The sequence below is a fragment of the Haloplanus sp. HW8-1 genome, assembly GCF_023703795.1.
Taxonomy (GTDB): domain Archaea; phylum Halobacteriota; class Halobacteria; order Halobacteriales; family Haloferacaceae; genus Haloplanus; species Haloplanus pelagicus.
In genome coordinates, this window is the sequence record NZ_CP098518.1 from 2,818,076 (window position 1) to 2,835,615 (window position 17,540).

The following is a 17,540-nucleotide window of genomic DNA, read 5'->3' on the forward strand; positions in this document are numbered from 1 at the left end:
TCTCGCGCTCGCCGAACGGTGCCGGCGAGGAGTGACTGCTCGACGTGTCTGGGGGATCGCAGCGCATGACAGGGACACTGGATTCGAGGTCGGCGTTGGCTCCTCAATCCTGCGATTTCGGACGGACGGGGAGCGGGACGCCGGGTGGCCGAACGCGGACCGCCGGCACACGGGCGACGGGGCGGAGCCCCCGGTGCCCGTCGCGAGCTAGGTCTCCTCGCTGATCTCCCCGACCAACTGATCGGCCGCCCGGCGCACCGCCTCGTCGCTCGACCGGTCGGGCTCCCAGCCCAGCGCGGACAGCTTCTCGATCGACAGGCGCATCTTGGGGACGTCGCCCGTCCAGCCGCGGTCGCCGCCGGTGAACTCGTAGGTGGGATCGAGGCCCATCCGCTCGGCGACGATGTCGGCGATGCGGGTGACCGACGTCGTCGTCCGCGTCCCCAGGTTGTAGATGTTCAGGTCGTCGGTCGCGTGCTCGACGACGTGGCGGATGGCGTCGACACACTCCTCGACGTGGAGGTACGACTTCTCCTGTCGGCCGTCGCCGAGGATCTCCAGGGTGTCGGGGTCCGCGACGAGTTTCTCGATGAAGTCCGGGATGACGGTGCCGCGCTGGTGGGGGCCGACGATGTTGGCGAAGCGGAAACACCAGACCGTCATGTCGTGTGAGTGTGCGTACGTCGAGAGGAGCGCCTCGTCGGCGAGTTTCGCGGCGCCGTACACCGAGATCGGTTCGAGCGGAGCGTAATCCTCGGGGGTCGGGCGCGGGGCCTCGCCGTAGACGGTCGAGGACGACGTGAACGCGAGCTTCGAGACACCCACTGCGTCCATCCGTTCCAAGACGTTGTACGTCATCGCGGCGTTCTCCTCGAACAGCTGTCGCGGCCGGTCGAAGTTCGTGTCCGTGTACGCCGCGAGGTGGAAGACCACGTCGACGTCGGCGGTGATGACGTCGGCGACGTCGTCCGGGTCGGTCATGTCGGCGCGGACGAGTTCCGCCGCATCCGGCAGGTACGCTTCGCTTCCCTTGGAGAGGTCATCGGCGACGACGACGCGGTTCTCGGGGACGAGCGCCCCGGCGAGGTGAGAGCCGATGAGTCCGGCACCCCCAGTGATGACGATGTCGCGGTCTCGGAGTCTCATATCATACCGTCAGCGGATCGAAAAAAATAGGTTGGGGTATCGGTGCGGCGGGCGTTCGCCGTCAGTCCGTCTCCTCGGTGGATTCGACCACGTCGTGAACCGTGCGCAGGATCCGGTAGCCGTCGGCACCGGTGACGGGGGGCTCACCGTTGGAGTCGAGCGCGGCGGTGTATCGCGACAGGAGTTCCCCGAACCCGAAGTAGAGGTCGCCACGCAGGACGTCGAGGCCGGACGAGAGCGCACCCGCGACGGCCTGTCCGGTCCCGGAGAGGAGGACCTTCAGGACCTGCAGCGGGGAGTGGGACTCCTCCCGGTCGAAGGTCAGAAGGATGTCCCGGAAGATGTCGACGACGACGAGGCGTCGCGTCCCCACGACGAAGAGGAACCACTCGGAGAGGGGGGCATCGAAGAGCATCGTCAATTGGCCGACCTTGTCCTCGCGGCCCCGGAACGTCGCCGTCACCGACTTCAAACTCTGTGCGTCGGCCGGCGCGCGCTGGGCGGTCGAGGACTCCAGATCGAGAGTGCCGACGAACCGCTCCATCAGGTACAGGAGGTGGGGCGATTCGTCGAAGAACAGCCCCCCGGGAAGGTCGGTGTACCACGACGGGAGGTCACGCCGGGGACTACTCAGCTGGAACCCCTTGACGTATCGCACCGTTCCGAGTCTCCCGTTCGCAGCCATGCGGTCGACCTTCCGTAGCGAGTTCGAGTACAGGAAGTTGTGGACGATACCCAGCGTGCGACCGCTCTCGTCCGCGGCGTCGATCATCGACTGTGCGTCCGAGAGCGTCACCGCCATCGGTTTCTCACAGAGCACGTCCACGCCGGCCCGCAGCGCGGAGGTCGTCCGATCCGCGTGGGCGAAGGGCGGCGTCGCGACGGTCGCGAAGTCGATGCCGGAGTCCAGCAAGGCGTCGTAGTCGTCGTACGCGTAGGGGACGTCGTACGCTTCGGCCGTCGTCTCCGCGTTCGACCACTTGTGGTCGTACACTGCCCGAAGTGTCGTCCGATCGTTCGCCTCGATGGCAGGAATGTGTCGTTCAGTCGCGATCGACCCACAGCCGACCACGCCCACGCGATACGTGTCAGTCACGGTTCATCACACTCTCGTACACTGTAATTACCTTTGTCGTCCGTTGGTCCCACGAGTGATGCGTCCGAACGTACTCGCGAGCGCGGCGCCCGATCGCCACGCGCTGCTCCCGGTCCGCGACGAGGTCGTCGAGCGCCGAACCGATCGACGCCGGATCGCCCGGCGAGACGAAGCGCCCGGTCCGGTCGCCCGTGACCACTTCGGGGACGCCGGCGACCGGCGTGACGACCGGCGGAATCCCACACGCCATCGACTCGAGGAGCGTCAGCGGGAGCCCCTCGGAGTACGACGGCCGGCAGAACACGTCGCCGACCGCGTACGCGTCCGTGATGTCGTCGACGTAGCCGTGGACGGTGACCCGATCGGAGTGATCGAGTTCGGCCACACGGCGACGGAGCGTCTCCTCCAAGGGACCGCCGCCGAACAGTTCGATCCGCACGTCGGGGTGGGTTTCGAGCACGTCGGGGGCGGCAGCCAGCAGATCCTGGGGCCCGTTGTTCCGGATCAGTCGCCCGACGTAGAGGACGGTCACGCCGTCGTCGGTCTCGGTCGGCTGGAACCGGGACGTGTCCACGGAGTTGCGGGCGACGGTAGTCCGCGGGGCTCCCAGTTCGGTCGCCACCTCCTCGACTGCCCCGCTGACGCAGATGACGTGATCGCTGCCCGAGACGATCCAGCGCGAGACCGTCCGTTCGAAGCCCGTCGCCAGCACGCCGCCGAGACCGTCGATCTCGTCGATATGCCCGAGATGCAGCGTCGTCACCAGCGGATACCCCGACAGCAGGTGGTGGAGTTTGCCGACGATGCTGGTGAAGAAAAATCGGTTGTGGACGTGGACGAGGTCCGGATCGAAGGCGCGAAGCACCCGTCGAAACTCGGGGATGGCCGCCGGGGCGACGCTCGATTGCAGCCCCAGGAGGTCGGTCAGTTCGAGCGAGTCGGCCTCGAACACGGTGACGGCCGGGTCGTCGCGGAGATCGATGCCCGAGTCGTCAGCCAGGGTGAACACCCCCACGTCGTGGCCGCGCTCCGACAGGCGGAGCGCCAGGTTTTCCACGACGTGTTCGACGCCCCCGTCGCTCGGTGGGAGATAGTCCGAACAGAGGAGGATGGAGTAGGAGGCCACGGATTACATCCCCTTGCCCTTCCGTTTCGATCCCAAGACCAGTCGCGAGTAGAGTCGTCGGGAGAGCTTGTAAACCAGTCGACCGAACAGCGAACTGACCAGCGATCCCGCGTAGGGGAGCGAAAACCCCGGCGAGTACGACACCGCGGTCACGAACGACCGGATGGCGGACGTCGACCAGACGGCGTCTTGGAGAGCGAACTCCCCCGCGACGAGGTACGCCTCCGCCAGCGCCTCCCGCCGAACGTCCTCCGGAAACCGTGCGTACAGGTCGTCGTACATGTCGATGATCTCGAATCGTCCCGCAACGGCGGCCTGCGTGGTGCTGAGCGACCCCGCCGAGTCGCCCCTGATGAGCAACACGTCGTTGATGTAATCGAAGTCGGTGACGCGGGCGAGTTCGATCTTGAAGCCGATGTCGTCGGCCGCGTGGTCGTGTTTGAGCAGATCCACGCGGTCGAGCGCCGACCGCTCGATCAGCATCGTCCCCATCATGCAGGACGAGGTGTCGAACCGCAGCGCATCGACCAGAACGTCTCCCCGAACCCCGGGTCGCGGCAAAACGACGGGACCGTCCTCCCACCGGAGCCCACAGTAGACGACGCCGACGTCGTCGTCGTCGACGGCGAGGACCGGCACCTGTCGGCTCAGCTTCGACGCCAGGAGCTGGTCGTCGTCGTCCAGAAACTGGATATACTCCCCCGTTGCCCGCTCGACGCCGGCCTGCCGTGCCCCCTGTGCGCCGCGGGACTGGCTCAACGGCACGTACGTGACCGACTCGTACTCGTCGACGACGGATCTGGCGTGTTCCTCCCCGGAGTCGTCGACGACGATCACCTCGACGGGGTCGTACGTCTGGCCGAGGGCACTGCGGATCGCATCCCGCAACGGATCGTTCCGGTAATGTGTGGGGATTATCACCGAGACGGTGCCGGGAGACGCCATCAACACATCAATGAGACTGTACTACTATATAATTGAGGGGTTGGGCGAAACGAGCGGCGACAGGGCTCAGCGCACCAGTACGACGGACAGGTGACGGAGCCAGATCCACCGCGACCGTCGCGGGCGGCGCAGAGACGTTCGTCCACAGCCGAAGTCGGCGATACGGCTCGGCCCCGGACCCGGCGTCGGTCCCGCGATACAGGTGGAACTGCACCCTGACACGGCCGGAGCGATCGAACGAGTACGACACCGTCTCCTCGCGGCGCTCGTCCCTGTCGACGGCCAGTTGTCGGGTCACGAGCGTCCGGTCGTCCGTCCGGACGAGGAGCGTGTAGGTGACCTGGCGCCGTTCGTGGTTCACGACGCCGACGGTGACCGTCGCGCGCTCCCCGACGGTCAGATTCGTCGGGTAGTCGGCGGCCCGCCCGTCGTCCCCGAGGACGTAGAACTCGGTGTAGGGATCGGTCGCCTGCTGGGGCGTCAGGGCGACGTAGACCACGCCGGCGAGGCCGACGAGGAGGGCCGCCGCGACGACGAGCGTCGCGACGTCCCGGACCGTGAGCGCGGCCACCAGCGCGCGAAGGCGGTCGACCCCGGCGTCGTCGGCGTCCGAGGGGTCGTCCTCAGGCATCGGCGATCCGCTCCGTGAGCGAGTCCATGGTTCGGACGGCGACGTCGCCACGATCCCGCCGTCGAGCGATCGTCCGCAACGCCGATTCGACCGGCTCCCACTGCGCGTCGTTCGAGAGGTTGAACAGGTGACTCCAGAAGTGGGCACAGGACCGCTGCGCGACGGCCCGCTCGACGCCCGACCGCAGATACCGTTCGTGGATCGACTGCCGGAGCGACCGCGGAAGCAGCCGAAAAGCACGGTGGGGAACGGTCCGACCGTTCGGCAGGTAGGGGGCAGTCAGCGACGCGTGCCACGAGGAGTAGTGTTCGACGACGCCGTCGACGACGGTCGGCTCGCGGACGGGATGCGAGCGGAACAACACCTCGACGGGATACGCGTGCCGGAGACGCCACGGGAGTGCCCGCAGGAGCGACGCGGGGGGGTCGGGCTCCGCCACCGGCGCCCAGTACTCGGTGGGCGTCCGAACGGCGTCGAAGCCGTGGGTCCGGAGCAGGTCGTGGGGGACCGGCGCGTGGATCGGGGGGACGAAACTCGTCGGCGCCGACAGGCCGAAGTCGGCGTGGTGCCGGCGGGCAGCGTCGAGTTCCCAATCGAGGACGTCGGTCCCGACCTCGTGAGCGGGGGTGTGTGAGAAGGTGTGCGACCCGATCTCGTGAGGCGTGTCGGCGTCCAGGATCCGCCGGATCAGATCGGGCGCGTAGTACAGCGGATCGCGCTCGGCGTCCGTCCCCGGATCGGCGCCGAAGAACACGTCGTCGTGCGGACCGTCGTGGCGACCGGCACAGCGCTCCAGCAACAGGTGGCCGACGACGTCGAACGTGAGCGGCAGGGAGAGGTCGTCACACAGCGAGAGCAGGCGTTCGAGCGTCGCCGTCTCGGCCGTGCGTCCGCGACTGTGTCGGTCGATGCCCTCGCGACCGGGCAGGTGACTCAACCCCCACGCCAGTTCGATCTCCACGCTGATGACGACCGTCGGTTCCATGTGATTCTCGGGCCCCCCACCGGCCGGGCGGTCGACGACGCCGACGACCGTCCGTTCGGACGAGAGGTGGACCCCCCAGCACATAAATGTCACGTAGCTGGAACGCCGGCGAACTCACCGCGTCTCGGCGTCGGGGTCACGTCGTGACGCCCGGAGCCACTCGCTCAGGGCCGTACTGACCAGGAGGAAGCCGAGCGCGAGGGCGGCCGCCCTCCTGGTTCCCTCACCCTGACGGGCCGCGTCGAGGGCCGCGTGAAACCAGAACAGGTTGCCGAGGGCGGTGTGTTTGATCGCCGAGAGCGGCCCCCGGAACACCGGCGAGAGGTAGTGCAGGTCCGGAACGAGCGCCCAGATCCCACTCAGGACGACGAGCGACTCGCGGTATCCGATCGACGGGGAGACGACGGCGAGGACGAGTTGCATCAGCCCAGCACCCAGGGCGAAGTGCGTGAGCGCGAGGGACATACGTCCACCCTCGACGGCGACACGTAAGTATCATTCCTCGTAGACACCGAATCGACCCCGTGGACGGCGAGGGTCCCACCACGGGAACGCGGCCCGACGGGCCGAGAGTCGCGCCGTCGACGGCCGTGTCGGGCGCTGGCCGCGACGGGGAACCGGCGTCCAGACGGTCCGCCCGAGCAACATGTCTCGGTGATTAAAAATAATAGCCTGCGCTCACAACCGGAGTGATAGACACATGACTTGTCGGGGGGACACCGACGGACCGTCGGGACGCCGTCGCCGTCGAGGAGGGTGCCACGAGCGATGAGCAACGGAACGCACGGGACGGCAACGGTGGAGACGAACGGGCGCGAACGAGGCGGACGGCAGGGTGGGCCGCCGGTGTCGGCCGCCCCGGTCGGGACAGCCGAACCGAGGGGGCGGCCGGGCGACCGGTGAGCGCGATGCACGTCGTCCACCTCTACGACGGTCACGAGAAAGTGTACGACGGCCGGGGGTCGGTCCCGGGCGTCGTCTGGAACCTGGCACGGGAGACGGTCGCGCGCGGCCACGAGGTCACGGTCGTCGAACGTCAGTGGCGGGACCTCGACGTGACGGCGGCCCACGAGGGCGTCGCCTTCCACCGGCTGGCGCTGGCGACGGGGAGCGCGGAGCCCTGGGACCAACTCCCCTACGAGATGGTGTCGAGTCCGCTCGGGGCGGTGCGACTGATCGTCGACCGGGCCAACTTCGCCCGCGCCGCCGTTCCCCTGCTTGCCCACCACGATCCGGACGTGATCCACGTCCACCTCCCGTTCGCGGCGAACGTCCTCGTGACCGTCGCGTCCCGCTTCCGGGACCGACTCGTGTACACGGCCCACCTCGGGGAGACCGAACAGCGCGTGGTGGAACCACGCGTCTCGCCGGACGTCTACCTGGCCAAGCGGGCGGCCCGGACGATCGCGCTGAACCCCTCGATGCACGAGGCGTTCGCCGACCGCGGCGTCTCGGAGGGGGCGCTCGAAACCATCCCCAACGGCGTCGACACGACGCAGTTCGACGGCGTCACCGACGCGGACCGCGCCGGCGTGGCCGAGCGGTTCGGCGTCGACGCCGACGTGGTCGCCCTGTTCGTCGGCACGGTGACGCCGCGGAAGGGCGTCCTGGAACTCGCGCGGGCGGCCGGCCGGATCTTCCCCGTCGACGCCGACGCCGAGGTGGTCGTCGTGGGCAACACCGAGTTGGACGCCGAGTACGTCCAGTCCGTCGAGGACGCGATTACAGAGGCGGGGATCGACGACGACGTGACGCTGACCGGCTTCGTCTCCGAGCGAGACCTCGCCGCGCTCTACGACCTCGGCGACGTCGTCGTCCTGCCGTCGTACGAGGAGGGATCGAGCATCGCCGTCGCCGAGGCGCTCGCCGCCGGGACGCCCGTGATCGGCACGCGGATCGACGGGATCAGACAGCAGATCGACCACGGACGACACGGGTTGCTCTCGGAACCGGGCGACGTCGACGAACTGTCGCGGCACCTGGAGACGCTACTCACCGACGACGAACGGCGCGAGACGATGGCGGCGGCGGTCGACGAGCGCGCCCACGATCTCTCGTGGTCACGGATCACGGGCGACGTCCTCGACGTCTACCGGGAGGTGGCGGCGTGAGAAACGTCGTCCTCGTGACGTTCGACAGTCTCCGGGCGGACCACTGCGGGTTCATGGGCTACGACCGCGACACCACGCCGACACTCGACGCGATGGCCGCCGAGGGGCTGAACTTCGAACACGCCATCTCGCCGGGGCCGTCGACGCCGGAGTCCATGCCGGTGATCATGACCGGGGAGTTCCCGGTCGGCAGCGACGATTCGGGGTCGTCGCTGCTCGCGACCCGCCGGGCCAAGATCAGGCGACACATGAAGACACGGGAGACGCTGGCCGAGCGCTTCGGCCGGGCGGGGTACGCGACGGCCGCCTTCTCGCCGAACCCGTACACCTCGCGGTACTTCGGATTCGATCGGGGGTTCGACCGCTTCGAGGACTTCATGGGCGGCTCACGGGAGGAACTGTACCAGCGGATGCTCGACGGCGCACTCGCCGGCCTTCCGCTCGGATCGGTGCTGCCGGTCCGAATCCTCCTCAACTGGATCCAGCGCGAGGAAGTGTTCAAACCGTGGGAGGACTTCTACGACGCGATCCGCGCGTGGACCGAACAGGCCCCCGAGCCGTACTTCCTGTGGATCCTGCTGATGGACACCCACGATCCGTACCTCGTGCCCGACGACTACCGGACCCAGTCGTGGCGGGCGATGTACCACGCCAACTATCGGCTCTGGCGACAGGGCCACGAGCCGCCGTTCTCGGAGACGACCCACGAGCGACTGGTGCGGGCGTACGACGACTCCATCGCGTACGCGGACGCGTTCCTCGACCGACTGCGGACCGACCTCGCGGACGACGACCCGCTGATCGCCGTCCACGGCGACCACGGCGAGGCGTTCGGCGAACACGGCACCTACGGCCACCACCAGCGACTGTTCGAGGAGAACGTCCACGTGCCATTCGTCGTCGAGGGGGCGGCCGACCGGAACGTGACGGCGCCGGTCACGCTCCAGCGGACGCCGGAGCTCCTCGAATCGCTCGCCATCGACGGGGAACTGCCGGCGTTCGACGACCGGAACGTGCCGGCCCGGACGCTCGACGTGGACCGGTCGGCCGTGCGCGCCCGGACGTACAAGTACCTGCGCGACGGGGACGAGGTACGCCTGTACGACCTCGTGACCGACCCCGGGGAGGAGTCGCCGAGTCGCGACCTCGACCCCGTGGCTCGGGCGCCGGTGACGGCACGGGAGGAACACGTCGCCGAGCGGCGTCGGATTCGCGACGCGGTGTCGGACCGGGGGGATCGGCTGTGACCGACCGTCGAAACGTCGTGCTGGTGAGCGTCGACAGTGTCCGGGCGGACCACTGCGGGTTCATGGGCTACGACCGCGACACCACGCCCACCCTCGACGCGATGGCCGAGACGGGGCTGTACTTCGAGAACGCCGTCGCGCCCGGCCCGAGCACGTACGACTCGATGCCGGCCGTCTTCACCGGTCGCCGGATGGCGCCACACACCGTCGGGGAGACGTTCGAGGGCGACACGCTCGACCGCAAGACCGAGAACATCGCACGGAACATGCACGGCGAGACGCTCGCCGAGTGGTTCGACCGCCAGGGCTACGCGACCGGGGCGTTCACCACGAACCCCTACACGGGCGAGCACACCGCGTTCGCGCGCGGCTTCGACCGGTACGAGGATTTCATGGACGGCGGCGAGGGGACGCTCATGCAGAAGGCCGCCCACGTCCCGGTGTTCGCGGAACTCAAACACCTCGTGACGCTCGTCCGGGGCGACCGGGCGTCGATGCGGTGGTCCGAGTACTATCGGGAGATCGTCGAGTGGGTCCGGAATGCCCCGGAGCCGTACTTCCTCTGGATCTTCCTGCTCGATACGCACACGCCGTACCTTGTCGACGGCGAGTACCGATCGGAGACGGGACCGCTGGGTATGTACTACCACAACTGGAAACTGTGGATGGCCAAGAAGTGGCTGGACTCGGACGGGTCGTCGCTGGATCGCGACAGCCTCGTCTCGCTGTACGACGACGCGATCCGCGCCACGGACGCGTTCCTCGACCGACTGCTCGCCGATCTGGGCGACACCGATCCGGCGGTGGTCGTCCACGCGGACCACGGCGAGGCGTTCGGCGAACACGGCACCTACGGCCACCAGGGAACGCTCTACGAGGAGAACGTCCACGTGCCGCTGGTGGTCCACGGCGGGACGGTCGAGGGTGTGGAGCGGCGACCGACCTCGTTGACCCAGCTCCCGGCCATCCTCCGGGCGGTCGCGAGCGACAGAGACCCACGGGACGGGGCGACCGATCGGCCGGACATCGCCACGGCGACGACGTGGGACGGGCGGCGGTTCGCCGTCCGGGGCCGGCGGCTGAAATACATCGCGACGGTTGATCCCGAGACCGGAAGCCCCACCGAGGAAGCGGTGTACGATCTGGCGTCCGACGAGGACGAGCAGCGGAACCTCGCGGCAGAACACAGGGCTGTCGTCGACGCATGTCGGACGATGGTCCAGCAACAGTTTCACCACGGAAAAGAGGTGACGAACGTCGCGGATCGGGCCGCGGCGTTGGTGGCGGAGGAAGACGAGACTGCGAAGACCCCCGATCGATCATGAAAACGAGCATCATCATCGCGACGTACGAACGCCAGGACGACGTGGTCGAGTGTGTCCACTCCCTCCGCAATCAGTTCGAGCAACCCGACGAGATAATCATCGTCGACGACGGCGATCTCGAGCGCACACGGGACCGTCTCGCCGAAAACGGGATGCTCGATGACGTCACCCACATCGGCGGGCCGGGCGAGGGGCGGATGGCGAGTCGGAACGTCGGCGTCGCGAATGCGTCCGGGGACATCGTCTGCTTTCTGGACGACGACGTGATTCTGCCACCGATCTGGCTGCGTGAAGTGGTCGAAACGTACGAACGAAACGAGGACGCCAGCGGCGTCGGGGGGCACGTGTTGAACTTCAACCCCGACGAAATCCGGAAAGCCAACATGGAGTCGCTCGGGTACCGGGCGCTCACCGCGTTTCGGCTACTGTTTCTGCACGACAGAATCGGTGACTTCAGTCCGATCGGCGTCCTCTGGGCGCCGCATACGCTCGTCGGCGGCGGTGAACAGGACGCCGAGGCGTTCCAAGGCTGCAACATGACGTTTCGGGCCGACGTGTTCGAGGAGTACGAGTTCGACGAGTGGTACGGCGCGACCGGCTCGTTCACCTGTGAGGAACTCGATATCTGTGCGCGTCTGGCCGCCGACGGCCGTCGGCTGGTGTACAATCCCCGTGCGACGGTCGTCCACAAGCGGAGCACCGGTCCCGACAGGCAGACGGACGGACCGGACTACGCCAACGTGACCAACCTGTCGTACTTCCTTCTGAAGAGCCCCCGCTTCGGCGTAGCGAATTTTCTTCTGTTCGCGTGTCTGATCACGGGATATTCGTTGCTCGGCCGTGACGCCGAATACGTCAAACGGGTGTTCGCGGGACTGGGGCATTACGCACGACAGACCGACTCCGGATGGCTGACCAGTCTGACGAGCAAGCTACTATGAACGACGAGACAGTCTCGGTGGTCATTCCGACGTACTTCCGGAACGAACGGCTGCGCGAGGCCATCGAGAGCGTCCGGGCACAGACCTACGAGCCGATCGAGATCATCGTCGTCGACGGCTCCGAGGAGGCACACGCTCGTCCGGTCGCCGAGAACTACGACGTCCGGTACATCCCACAGGACGAGGACCGGGGGCCACACGCCGGGCGGAGCGAGGGCGCACAGGTGGCCGAGGGAGCGTACGTGAACTTCCTCGACGACGACGACCGGTTTCACCCGCGAAAGATCGAAAAGCAGCGATCGGTGCTCGACGCGAACGACGAGGTCGGCGTGGTCTACTGTGGCATCGAGTGGGAGAACGGCCACCCGGTGCTGCCCGATCCCGACGTGCGGGGCGACGTCCTCGACCGGGCGCTCATGTTCGACATGACGCCGAGTAGTCCGTCGACGATGCTGATCGACGCCGACGTACTCGACGCGATCCTCCCCTTCGAGAACCTCCACGGCGCCGACGACATGGGGATGAAGATCGAACTGGCCCAGCGGTGTGCGTTCGATTTCGTGGACGAACCCCTGGTGACCAAGGGCGACGACGGCGACGGTCTCGGCGGCTCGCGGGAGAACATCGAAGGGCGGTTCACGCTCGTCGACCGGTATCGGGACCTCTACGACCGACATCCGCCACACGTTCGCCGAACCGCCGTGGGTCACACGCACCTCCTCGACGCGGAGTTGACGCTGAACCGGACGGTGTGGTCGCCGCGAGCGATCAGGCAGGCGGCGCTGGCGTGCTATCACGTGCCGGGGCTGCCGCTCTCTTTCGCCGGCTATCTGGTCGCGTCCGTGTTCGGCCGGCCGGGACGTGACGTCGCGAGGGGGGTCTACTCGGCGCTGGTACTCGGCGACGAACACCGGGGCAAGATCACGTAGCCGGCGCTACCCGTCGTCGGGGATCGTCTCCGCGGCCGCGGAGACGGCGGCACACTCCCAGCCGTGTGCGTCGAACCGATCGAGGACCGCCCGCAGGAGGGCGGCGGGTTCGGCCATCTCGGCCTCGGCGATCAGGTTTCGCGTCTCGCCCGGGTCGACGGTCGTTCGATACAGCTCCGCCGGCTGGAAGTCGTAGAGGTAGTCGGCGAACGTCTCGTCGGCGCTGATATACGTCCAGTCGTCGGTCCGGACGGCGGTCCGTTCGGCCTCCTCGGTCCGGGAGAGGAGGAAGTTACGGGCGGAGGCAGTCGGATCGAGACCGCCGGAACCGGCACGGGTGACGTACGCCGGCAGATCCCGGAGTGTGACGGGAGTCTCGATCCGGCCCGTCGTCTCGGCCCCGTGGATCAGGAAGGGGACGTGGAGGTTCTCCTGGTAGAGTTGGGGACGGTGGCCGTAGGTGCCGTGTTCGTGGAACGACTCCCCGTGGTCGGCGTGGACGACGGTCGTCGGATCGTCGTCCGCGAGGTCGTCGAGGAGGCGGTCGACGAACGCGTCCACCGACCGGACGGTGTCCCGATAGGCGCGCGCGAGGCGGGTTTCGAGGTGAGCGGGGAGCGGATCCGTATACCCGTGAAACCGACTGTGGCGGACGTTGCTGTAGTACATCGCCGGCGTGGAGTTCTCCTCGCGATAGCGAGACGGGGTGAAGTAGGGTTGGTGAGGGTCGAGGAGGAAGACCCAGAGGAAGTACGGTTCGTCGAGTTCCGCACGGGCCTCGATGATCAGGTCGTAGAAGTCGGGCCAGGTGAGCAGCCAGTCGTCGACGCCGGCGTCGGTGAGCGTGCCGATCGCCCGTCCGAGCGGGAGGCTCCGGGGTTCGACGTCGCTGTTCTGGACGGCGTGGAAGACGTCGAATCCCCGGTCGAAGTTGGTCTCCGCGTCGGTCCACGGGTTCGCGGTGACGCCCGCGGTGTCGTAGCCGAGCGCCCCGAACCGTTCGGGCACGGTGCGAAAGCGATCGAGGTGTCGCCGGATGCGGGCACGTCGCTCGACGTGTGCCGACCGCTTCTCGTCGTAGCTCCGGTACACGCCGAGGTCGCGCTGCCGGACGAACTCGCCGGTGAAGACGACCGGCATCGACGACGGCGTTCGGGGGCCGGGGGCGAACGCCTGTTCGAAGACGAGGCCGTCGGCGGCCATCGCGTCGAGGGTCGGCGTCAGGTCGCGGTCGGCGCCCAGAAAGCCACAGTGGTCCGCACGCAGGCTGTCGACGGTGACGAGGATCACGTTCTCGCTCATCTCGGGAGTCCCCTCCGGCGCGTGATCGACCGCACGACCCGTAGTCGTCTACGATCATTGATAGATCTACCGGTGGATCTCACTGGCCGAACGACGCGTTCGAGGACAGACGAGACACCGGACACGCCGAACCGGCGGTGGTTATATGTTCGCCGCCGACCCAGTCGGGGTATGCGACTCTCGATTCTCGGCCCGGAGGGGAGCGGTACCCTTCCCGTTCGGCTGGGGTTCGAGATCGGTCCGGGAGACGTGTTCGTCGCGCTCGTTCTCGTCTACCTGCTGGCGTATCTCTACCTGCTCGAACCGATCAAGACGGCAGCGGGGAACAAACGGGAGGTCAGACACATGTTGCTCGCGGTGGCGCTCCCGCTCGTGGTGACGTTCCTCGCCGTGCTCACGTTCACCATCTTCCAGCGCGAAGTGGTGCTGTTCGCCGTCGGGGTGCTCGGCTGACCCACGAGTCGACCCGTGGAGACCCGTGGCGCGATCCGAGTCGACGTCGCCCCTGCGTCGCCCGCGGCCACGTCCTCGTCACCGACCCGCCCCGAGGCACGGGGACACGGCGGCCGTACTCGTGAACGTCGCTTCGGACCGTGCTGATGGGACACGTCACGTCCGGGACGCGACGGGACGAGAATCGTTGCGAGACGGCGGGAGACGGCACGGTCCGAGAGTCAGGCCAGCGGCAGCGCGGGGACCACGCCGGCCGAGACTGCGGGAAGCACGACCATGAGAGACAGGTTCACCGTTCCACGGCAGACGATCGGCACCACCAGCGACTCGCTCAGTTCGTAGCCGAGTCCGTAGATCACGCCCGCACCGAGCGCGAGAGCGACGGCCGTCCCGCCGAACGCAGCCTGCATCGTGGCGAACACCACGGCGACGGTACCGACGCCGAACCACGGGCCGACGGAGCGACGGAGCGCGGACTGCAGGACGCCACGGAGGAGGACCTCCTCGGCGATCACGCCGACGACGACGACCGCGCCGAGCAGCCACAGGCCGTCGCCCGTCACCGTCGGGAGGAGGGAAGGGACGTCGACGAGACGAGATTCGACGGCGCCGACGACGGCCCCGACGACGACCGCGGCCGGGGTCCACAGAAGCGTCCCCCGCGGATCGAGCAGCGGTTCCACGGCCTCGCTACGCCGGAGATACCACATGCCTGCGAGGGGAAACGGGGCGTACACCAGCGGCACCCAGAGGACGGTCAGATCGAGGAAGACGGGCATCGAGAGGTTGACCAGCCGAAACACCGTCAGCAAGGCGAACCCCGCGAGGACGGGGACGGGACTCGGCACGCGGAGCGGGAGGAGCGTACAGAACAGGAGGATGACGACGTAAACCCAGAGCGCCGACTGGACCAGCCCGGCGGAGAGGAACAGTTCACCCAAGAGGAGTCCCAGCGCCGGGAGGAACACGGCCAACATCGCGTTCGACGTGACGTCCGGAGCCACGTCGAGGGACGTCGAGGGGAGGGAGATCCGAGACATGTTCAGGGGTGTAGTGGTAGTTATAAAAGCTTAATCGGCCGATTTCGGCGTATGATAACGACGGACGGTGGCCTGTGTGGCCACTCCCTCGGAGTGGGCTACCTGATCGCGTCCCACCGCCGGCCCCGAGGGACCATACGGAACGGGACGACACGGGGTCGTCCCGTCCGGGCGAAGCCGGATCGGCGAGATCACCCGTCGAGGTAGCCGAGCGACTCCAGGCGGTCCCTGACCTCGTCCTCGTCAACCTCCTCGAAGTCGTCGTCTTCGGTCTCCTGTTCGACGTGGTAGAGAACCTCTTCCATGACGAAGGTGATGTAATCGGCCGGGTCGTCCCACTCGGTCCGCGGGAGGCGGTCCTCGACTCGCTCGACGATTCGGGTCGGCAGTTCGACCGCCCGTGCCTGCTCGTACTCGTTCGACATGTGATCGGTCGGGAGTATATGATTTCTCATCACACATATTCCTTTCCGTACACGAGACGAGGATGCGACGAGTGGGGCGCCGGCGGGAACGCCACCCCCGTCACGATCGTTCGACGCCGGGAGCGCCGAGATTGGGGCGACGGTGGCGACACGAGCGGTCGGGATCGCACGAACGTTATCCGGAGTTACGGCGGGACGTTTCGGAACCTGGCAACACACGGGGATGTCTCAAGGTTTTTATTTATCGCACGACATATCGAGGTCGACGGATCAATGTGTGGGGGTAGCTTCACGATCGAGACGCCGACGGACGGCACCGCGTGGCCGGACGGAGCATGAGCCGACCGAACATCCTGCTGGTCGTCTGGGACGCGTGTCGACGCGACGCCGCGCGCGAGCACGCACCGACGCTGTCGAATCTCGCCGCGTCGAACGTCCGGTTCGAGAACGCGATCACGCCGGGGGGGTCGTCCCTGCCGGCACACGTGTCGATAGCGACCGGCACGTATCCGGACGAACACGGCGTCGTCCGCCAGTCACATACGATCGACTCCGTGCCCCTCGTCGACACGCTGAACGCGGCGGGCTACCACACGGTCGGCGTCTCGGCGAACGGGTTCGCGTCCTCGAAGTACGGGTTCGACGCCCCCTTCGATCGGTTCTACAACACGCAGGGGTTGGTCGTCTCCCCCGAGGGGTTCGACGTACACGAGTACGCGAAACGCGTCGCGGACCGGACGGGCGAGCAGTTCTCGACGGACGACGTCGACTACGCGACCCTGGCGAAGCAGGTGCTCACGCACGAGCATCCCGTCGCCAGCGCGCTGAACCTCGGCGCGGCCGCCCTCGCGGAACTGGTCGGGGCGTATCCGGCCCTCCGTCGGATCCCCCACCCCCGATTCAGCCGGTTCAACGAGTTCTGTTACGATCCCGCGAAGAACACGAACCGCATCACGCGGGTGTTCGAGGAGCACGCGGAGCGCGACCGGCCGTTCTTCGTGTTCGCGAACTACATGGACCCCCACCACCCGTACGCGCCCCCCGAACGCTACCAGCGGGAGTACTGCGGGCGATCCTTCTCGTATCGAGAGTTGCGGCGACTGAGCCACGAGACCCATCCCTGGAACTACATGGAGCGGATCGCCGCCGGCGACCCACCCTCGGAGGAGTGGCTCGACACCGTTCGCGACCTGTACCACGGCGAGGTCCGGACCGCCGACGACCACCTCCGGCGGCTCCTCGATACCCTCGACCGGACCGGGTTGCGCGAGGAGACGCTGATCGTCGTCACAGCCGACCACGGGGAGAACCTGGGCGAGACGGATCGACTGGGCGAGCGGCGAATGGGCCACGTCTGCTCCGGGAGCGACCACCACCTTCGGGTGCCGCTCGTCGTCGCCCATCCCGACCTCGGGAACCGGACGGTCGAGCAGTACGTCTCGCTGAAGGACCTGTTCGGACTGCTGACCGAGGGAGCCGACCGGCTGGGCGAGTCGACGGGCGATCCGCTCGCTCCGCTACTGACCGAGGCGGTCGTCTCGGCAGCGGTCCCGGCGACGGACAACGACGCGCTGGTCGAGAAGTATCCGGAACTGGCCGACGTCCTCGGCCGACACCTCGTCGCGTCGTACGTCGACGAGTGGGCGGCCGTCGTCGCCTCGACCGGCGAGGAGCGCGTCTGGCGGGACGGGACGGAACGCGACCCCCGGGAGGCGCCGCCGGACCTGCTCGAGACGAGCCAGGAACGTCTCGGGGGACTGGTCGAGGCCGCGACCGAGGACCGGGCGCTGAGCGAGGGCGAAATCGCCCACCTCGAAGCGCTCGGGTACATGTGATGT

The 17,540-nt window shown here is 67.6% G+C and carries 18 protein-coding genes; 8 read left to right on the forward strand and 10 right to left on the reverse strand.

What is annotated here, in order from left to right:
• Positions 1–207: 207 nt before the first annotated feature.
• The 7 genes from NBT82_RS14740 to NBT82_RS14770 form a co-directional block, all read right to left on the reverse strand.
• Positions 208–1,146, reverse strand: a complete 939-nt coding sequence (locus tag NBT82_RS14740; protein ID WP_251328864.1) for an NAD-dependent epimerase/dehydratase family protein — start codon at positions 1,144–1,146, stop codon at positions 208–210.
• Positions 1,147–1,207: 61 nt separating this feature from the next.
• Positions 1,208–2,242: a Gfo/Idh/MocA family protein gene (locus NBT82_RS14745; RefSeq protein ID WP_251328865.1), complete on the reverse strand. Its 1,035-nt coding sequence runs from the start codon at positions 2,240–2,242 to the stop codon at positions 1,208–1,210.
• Positions 2,235–3,368 carry a glycosyltransferase family 4 protein gene (locus NBT82_RS14750; RefSeq protein WP_251328866.1) on the reverse strand — a complete coding sequence of 378 codons (1,134 nt, stop codon included), beginning with the start codon at positions 3,366–3,368 and terminating at the stop codon, positions 2,235–2,237. Before NBT82_RS14750 ends, NBT82_RS14745 begins: the two co-directional genes overlap by 8 nt.
• A 3-nt stretch (positions 3,369–3,371) precedes the next feature.
• Positions 3,372–4,313 (reverse strand): glycosyltransferase family 2 protein, encoded by a 942-nt coding sequence (locus NBT82_RS14755; RefSeq protein WP_251328867.1) that lies wholly within the window; start codon positions 4,311–4,313, stop codon positions 3,372–3,374.
• Positions 4,314–4,320: 7 nt separating this feature from the next.
• Positions 4,321–4,944, reverse strand: a complete 624-nt coding sequence (locus NBT82_RS14760) for a DUF1616 domain-containing protein (RefSeq protein ID WP_251328868.1) — start codon at positions 4,942–4,944, stop codon at positions 4,321–4,323.
• Positions 4,937–6,013, reverse strand: a complete 1,077-nt coding sequence (locus tag NBT82_RS14765; protein ID WP_345780693.1) for a polysaccharide deacetylase family protein — start codon at positions 6,011–6,013, stop codon at positions 4,937–4,939. The genes NBT82_RS14760 and NBT82_RS14765 overlap by 8 nt, the downstream gene beginning before the upstream one ends.
• Positions 6,014–6,043: 30 nt before the next feature.
• Entirely contained in the window at positions 6,044–6,394 is a 351-nt protein-coding gene (locus NBT82_RS14770; protein WP_251328870.1) for a hypothetical protein, read from the reverse strand.
• 303 nt (positions 6,395–6,697) lie between these two features.
• On the opposite strand from NBT82_RS14770, the gene NBT82_RS20070 reads away from it, so the two are divergent.
• Genes NBT82_RS20070 through NBT82_RS14795 form a run of 6 tightly spaced genes read left to right on the forward strand, consistent with a single transcriptional unit; the run spans position 6,698 to position 12,482 of the window.
• Positions 6,698–6,832 (forward strand): hypothetical protein, encoded by a 135-nt coding sequence (locus tag NBT82_RS20070; protein ID WP_256476615.1) that lies wholly within the window; start codon positions 6,698–6,700, stop codon positions 6,830–6,832.
• 5 nt (positions 6,833–6,837) lie between these two features.
• Entirely contained in the window at positions 6,838–8,040 is a 1,203-nt protein-coding gene (locus NBT82_RS14775; protein WP_251331298.1) for a glycosyltransferase family 4 protein, read from the forward strand.
• Positions 8,037–9,287 carry a sulfatase gene (locus NBT82_RS14780; RefSeq protein WP_251328871.1) on the forward strand — a complete coding sequence of 417 codons (1,251 nt, stop codon included), beginning with the start codon at positions 8,037–8,039 and terminating at the stop codon, positions 9,285–9,287. The genes NBT82_RS14775 and NBT82_RS14780 overlap by 4 nt, the downstream gene beginning before the upstream one ends.
• Positions 9,284–10,612 carry a sulfatase family protein gene (locus NBT82_RS14785; RefSeq protein WP_251328872.1) on the forward strand — a complete coding sequence of 443 codons (1,329 nt, stop codon included), beginning with the start codon at positions 9,284–9,286 and terminating at the stop codon, positions 10,610–10,612. The genes NBT82_RS14780 and NBT82_RS14785 overlap by 4 nt, the downstream gene beginning before the upstream one ends.
• Positions 10,609–11,553, forward strand: coding sequence for a glycosyltransferase family 2 protein (locus tag NBT82_RS14790; protein ID WP_251328873.1), 945 nt, complete (start codon positions 10,609–10,611; stop codon positions 11,551–11,553). Before NBT82_RS14785 ends, NBT82_RS14790 begins: the two co-directional genes overlap by 4 nt.
• On the forward strand, positions 11,550–12,482 hold the full coding sequence (locus NBT82_RS14795; protein WP_251328874.1) for a glycosyltransferase family 2 protein: 933 nt from the start codon (positions 11,550–11,552) through the stop codon (positions 12,480–12,482). The genes NBT82_RS14790 and NBT82_RS14795 overlap by 4 nt, the downstream gene beginning before the upstream one ends.
• A 6-nt stretch (positions 12,483–12,488) precedes the next feature.
• Here the strand turns inward: NBT82_RS14795 and NBT82_RS14800 are convergent, their stop codons facing one another.
• Entirely contained in the window at positions 12,489–13,784 is a 1,296-nt protein-coding gene (locus NBT82_RS14800; protein ID WP_251328875.1) for a sulfatase, read from the reverse strand.
• 171 nt (positions 13,785–13,955) lie between these two features.
• Between NBT82_RS14800 and NBT82_RS14805 the strand changes: the two genes are divergently transcribed.
• On the forward strand, positions 13,956–14,237 hold the full coding sequence (locus NBT82_RS14805; RefSeq protein WP_251328876.1) for a hypothetical protein: 282 nt from the start codon (positions 13,956–13,958) through the stop codon (positions 14,235–14,237).
• A gap of 221 nt (positions 14,238–14,458) precedes the next feature.
• On the opposite strand, the gene NBT82_RS14810 is transcribed toward NBT82_RS14805, so the two are convergent.
• Together NBT82_RS14810 and NBT82_RS14815 are read right to left on the reverse strand one after the other, a co-directional pair.
• Complete coding sequence (locus NBT82_RS14810; RefSeq protein ID WP_251328877.1) at positions 14,459–15,277, reverse strand: CPBP family intramembrane glutamic endopeptidase; 819 nt, start codon at positions 15,275–15,277, stop codon at positions 14,459–14,461.
• 191 nt (positions 15,278–15,468) lie between these two features.
• Positions 15,469–15,702: a hypothetical protein gene (locus tag NBT82_RS14815; RefSeq protein WP_251328878.1), complete on the reverse strand. Its 234-nt coding sequence runs from the start codon at positions 15,700–15,702 to the stop codon at positions 15,469–15,471.
• Between the two features lie 335 nt (positions 15,703–16,037).
• Between NBT82_RS14815 and NBT82_RS14820 the strand changes: the two genes are divergently transcribed.
• Complete coding sequence (locus NBT82_RS14820) at positions 16,038–17,537, forward strand: sulfatase (protein ID WP_251328879.1); 1,500 nt, start codon at positions 16,038–16,040, stop codon at positions 17,535–17,537.
• The last annotated feature ends 3 nt before the right edge of the window (positions 17,538–17,540 follow it).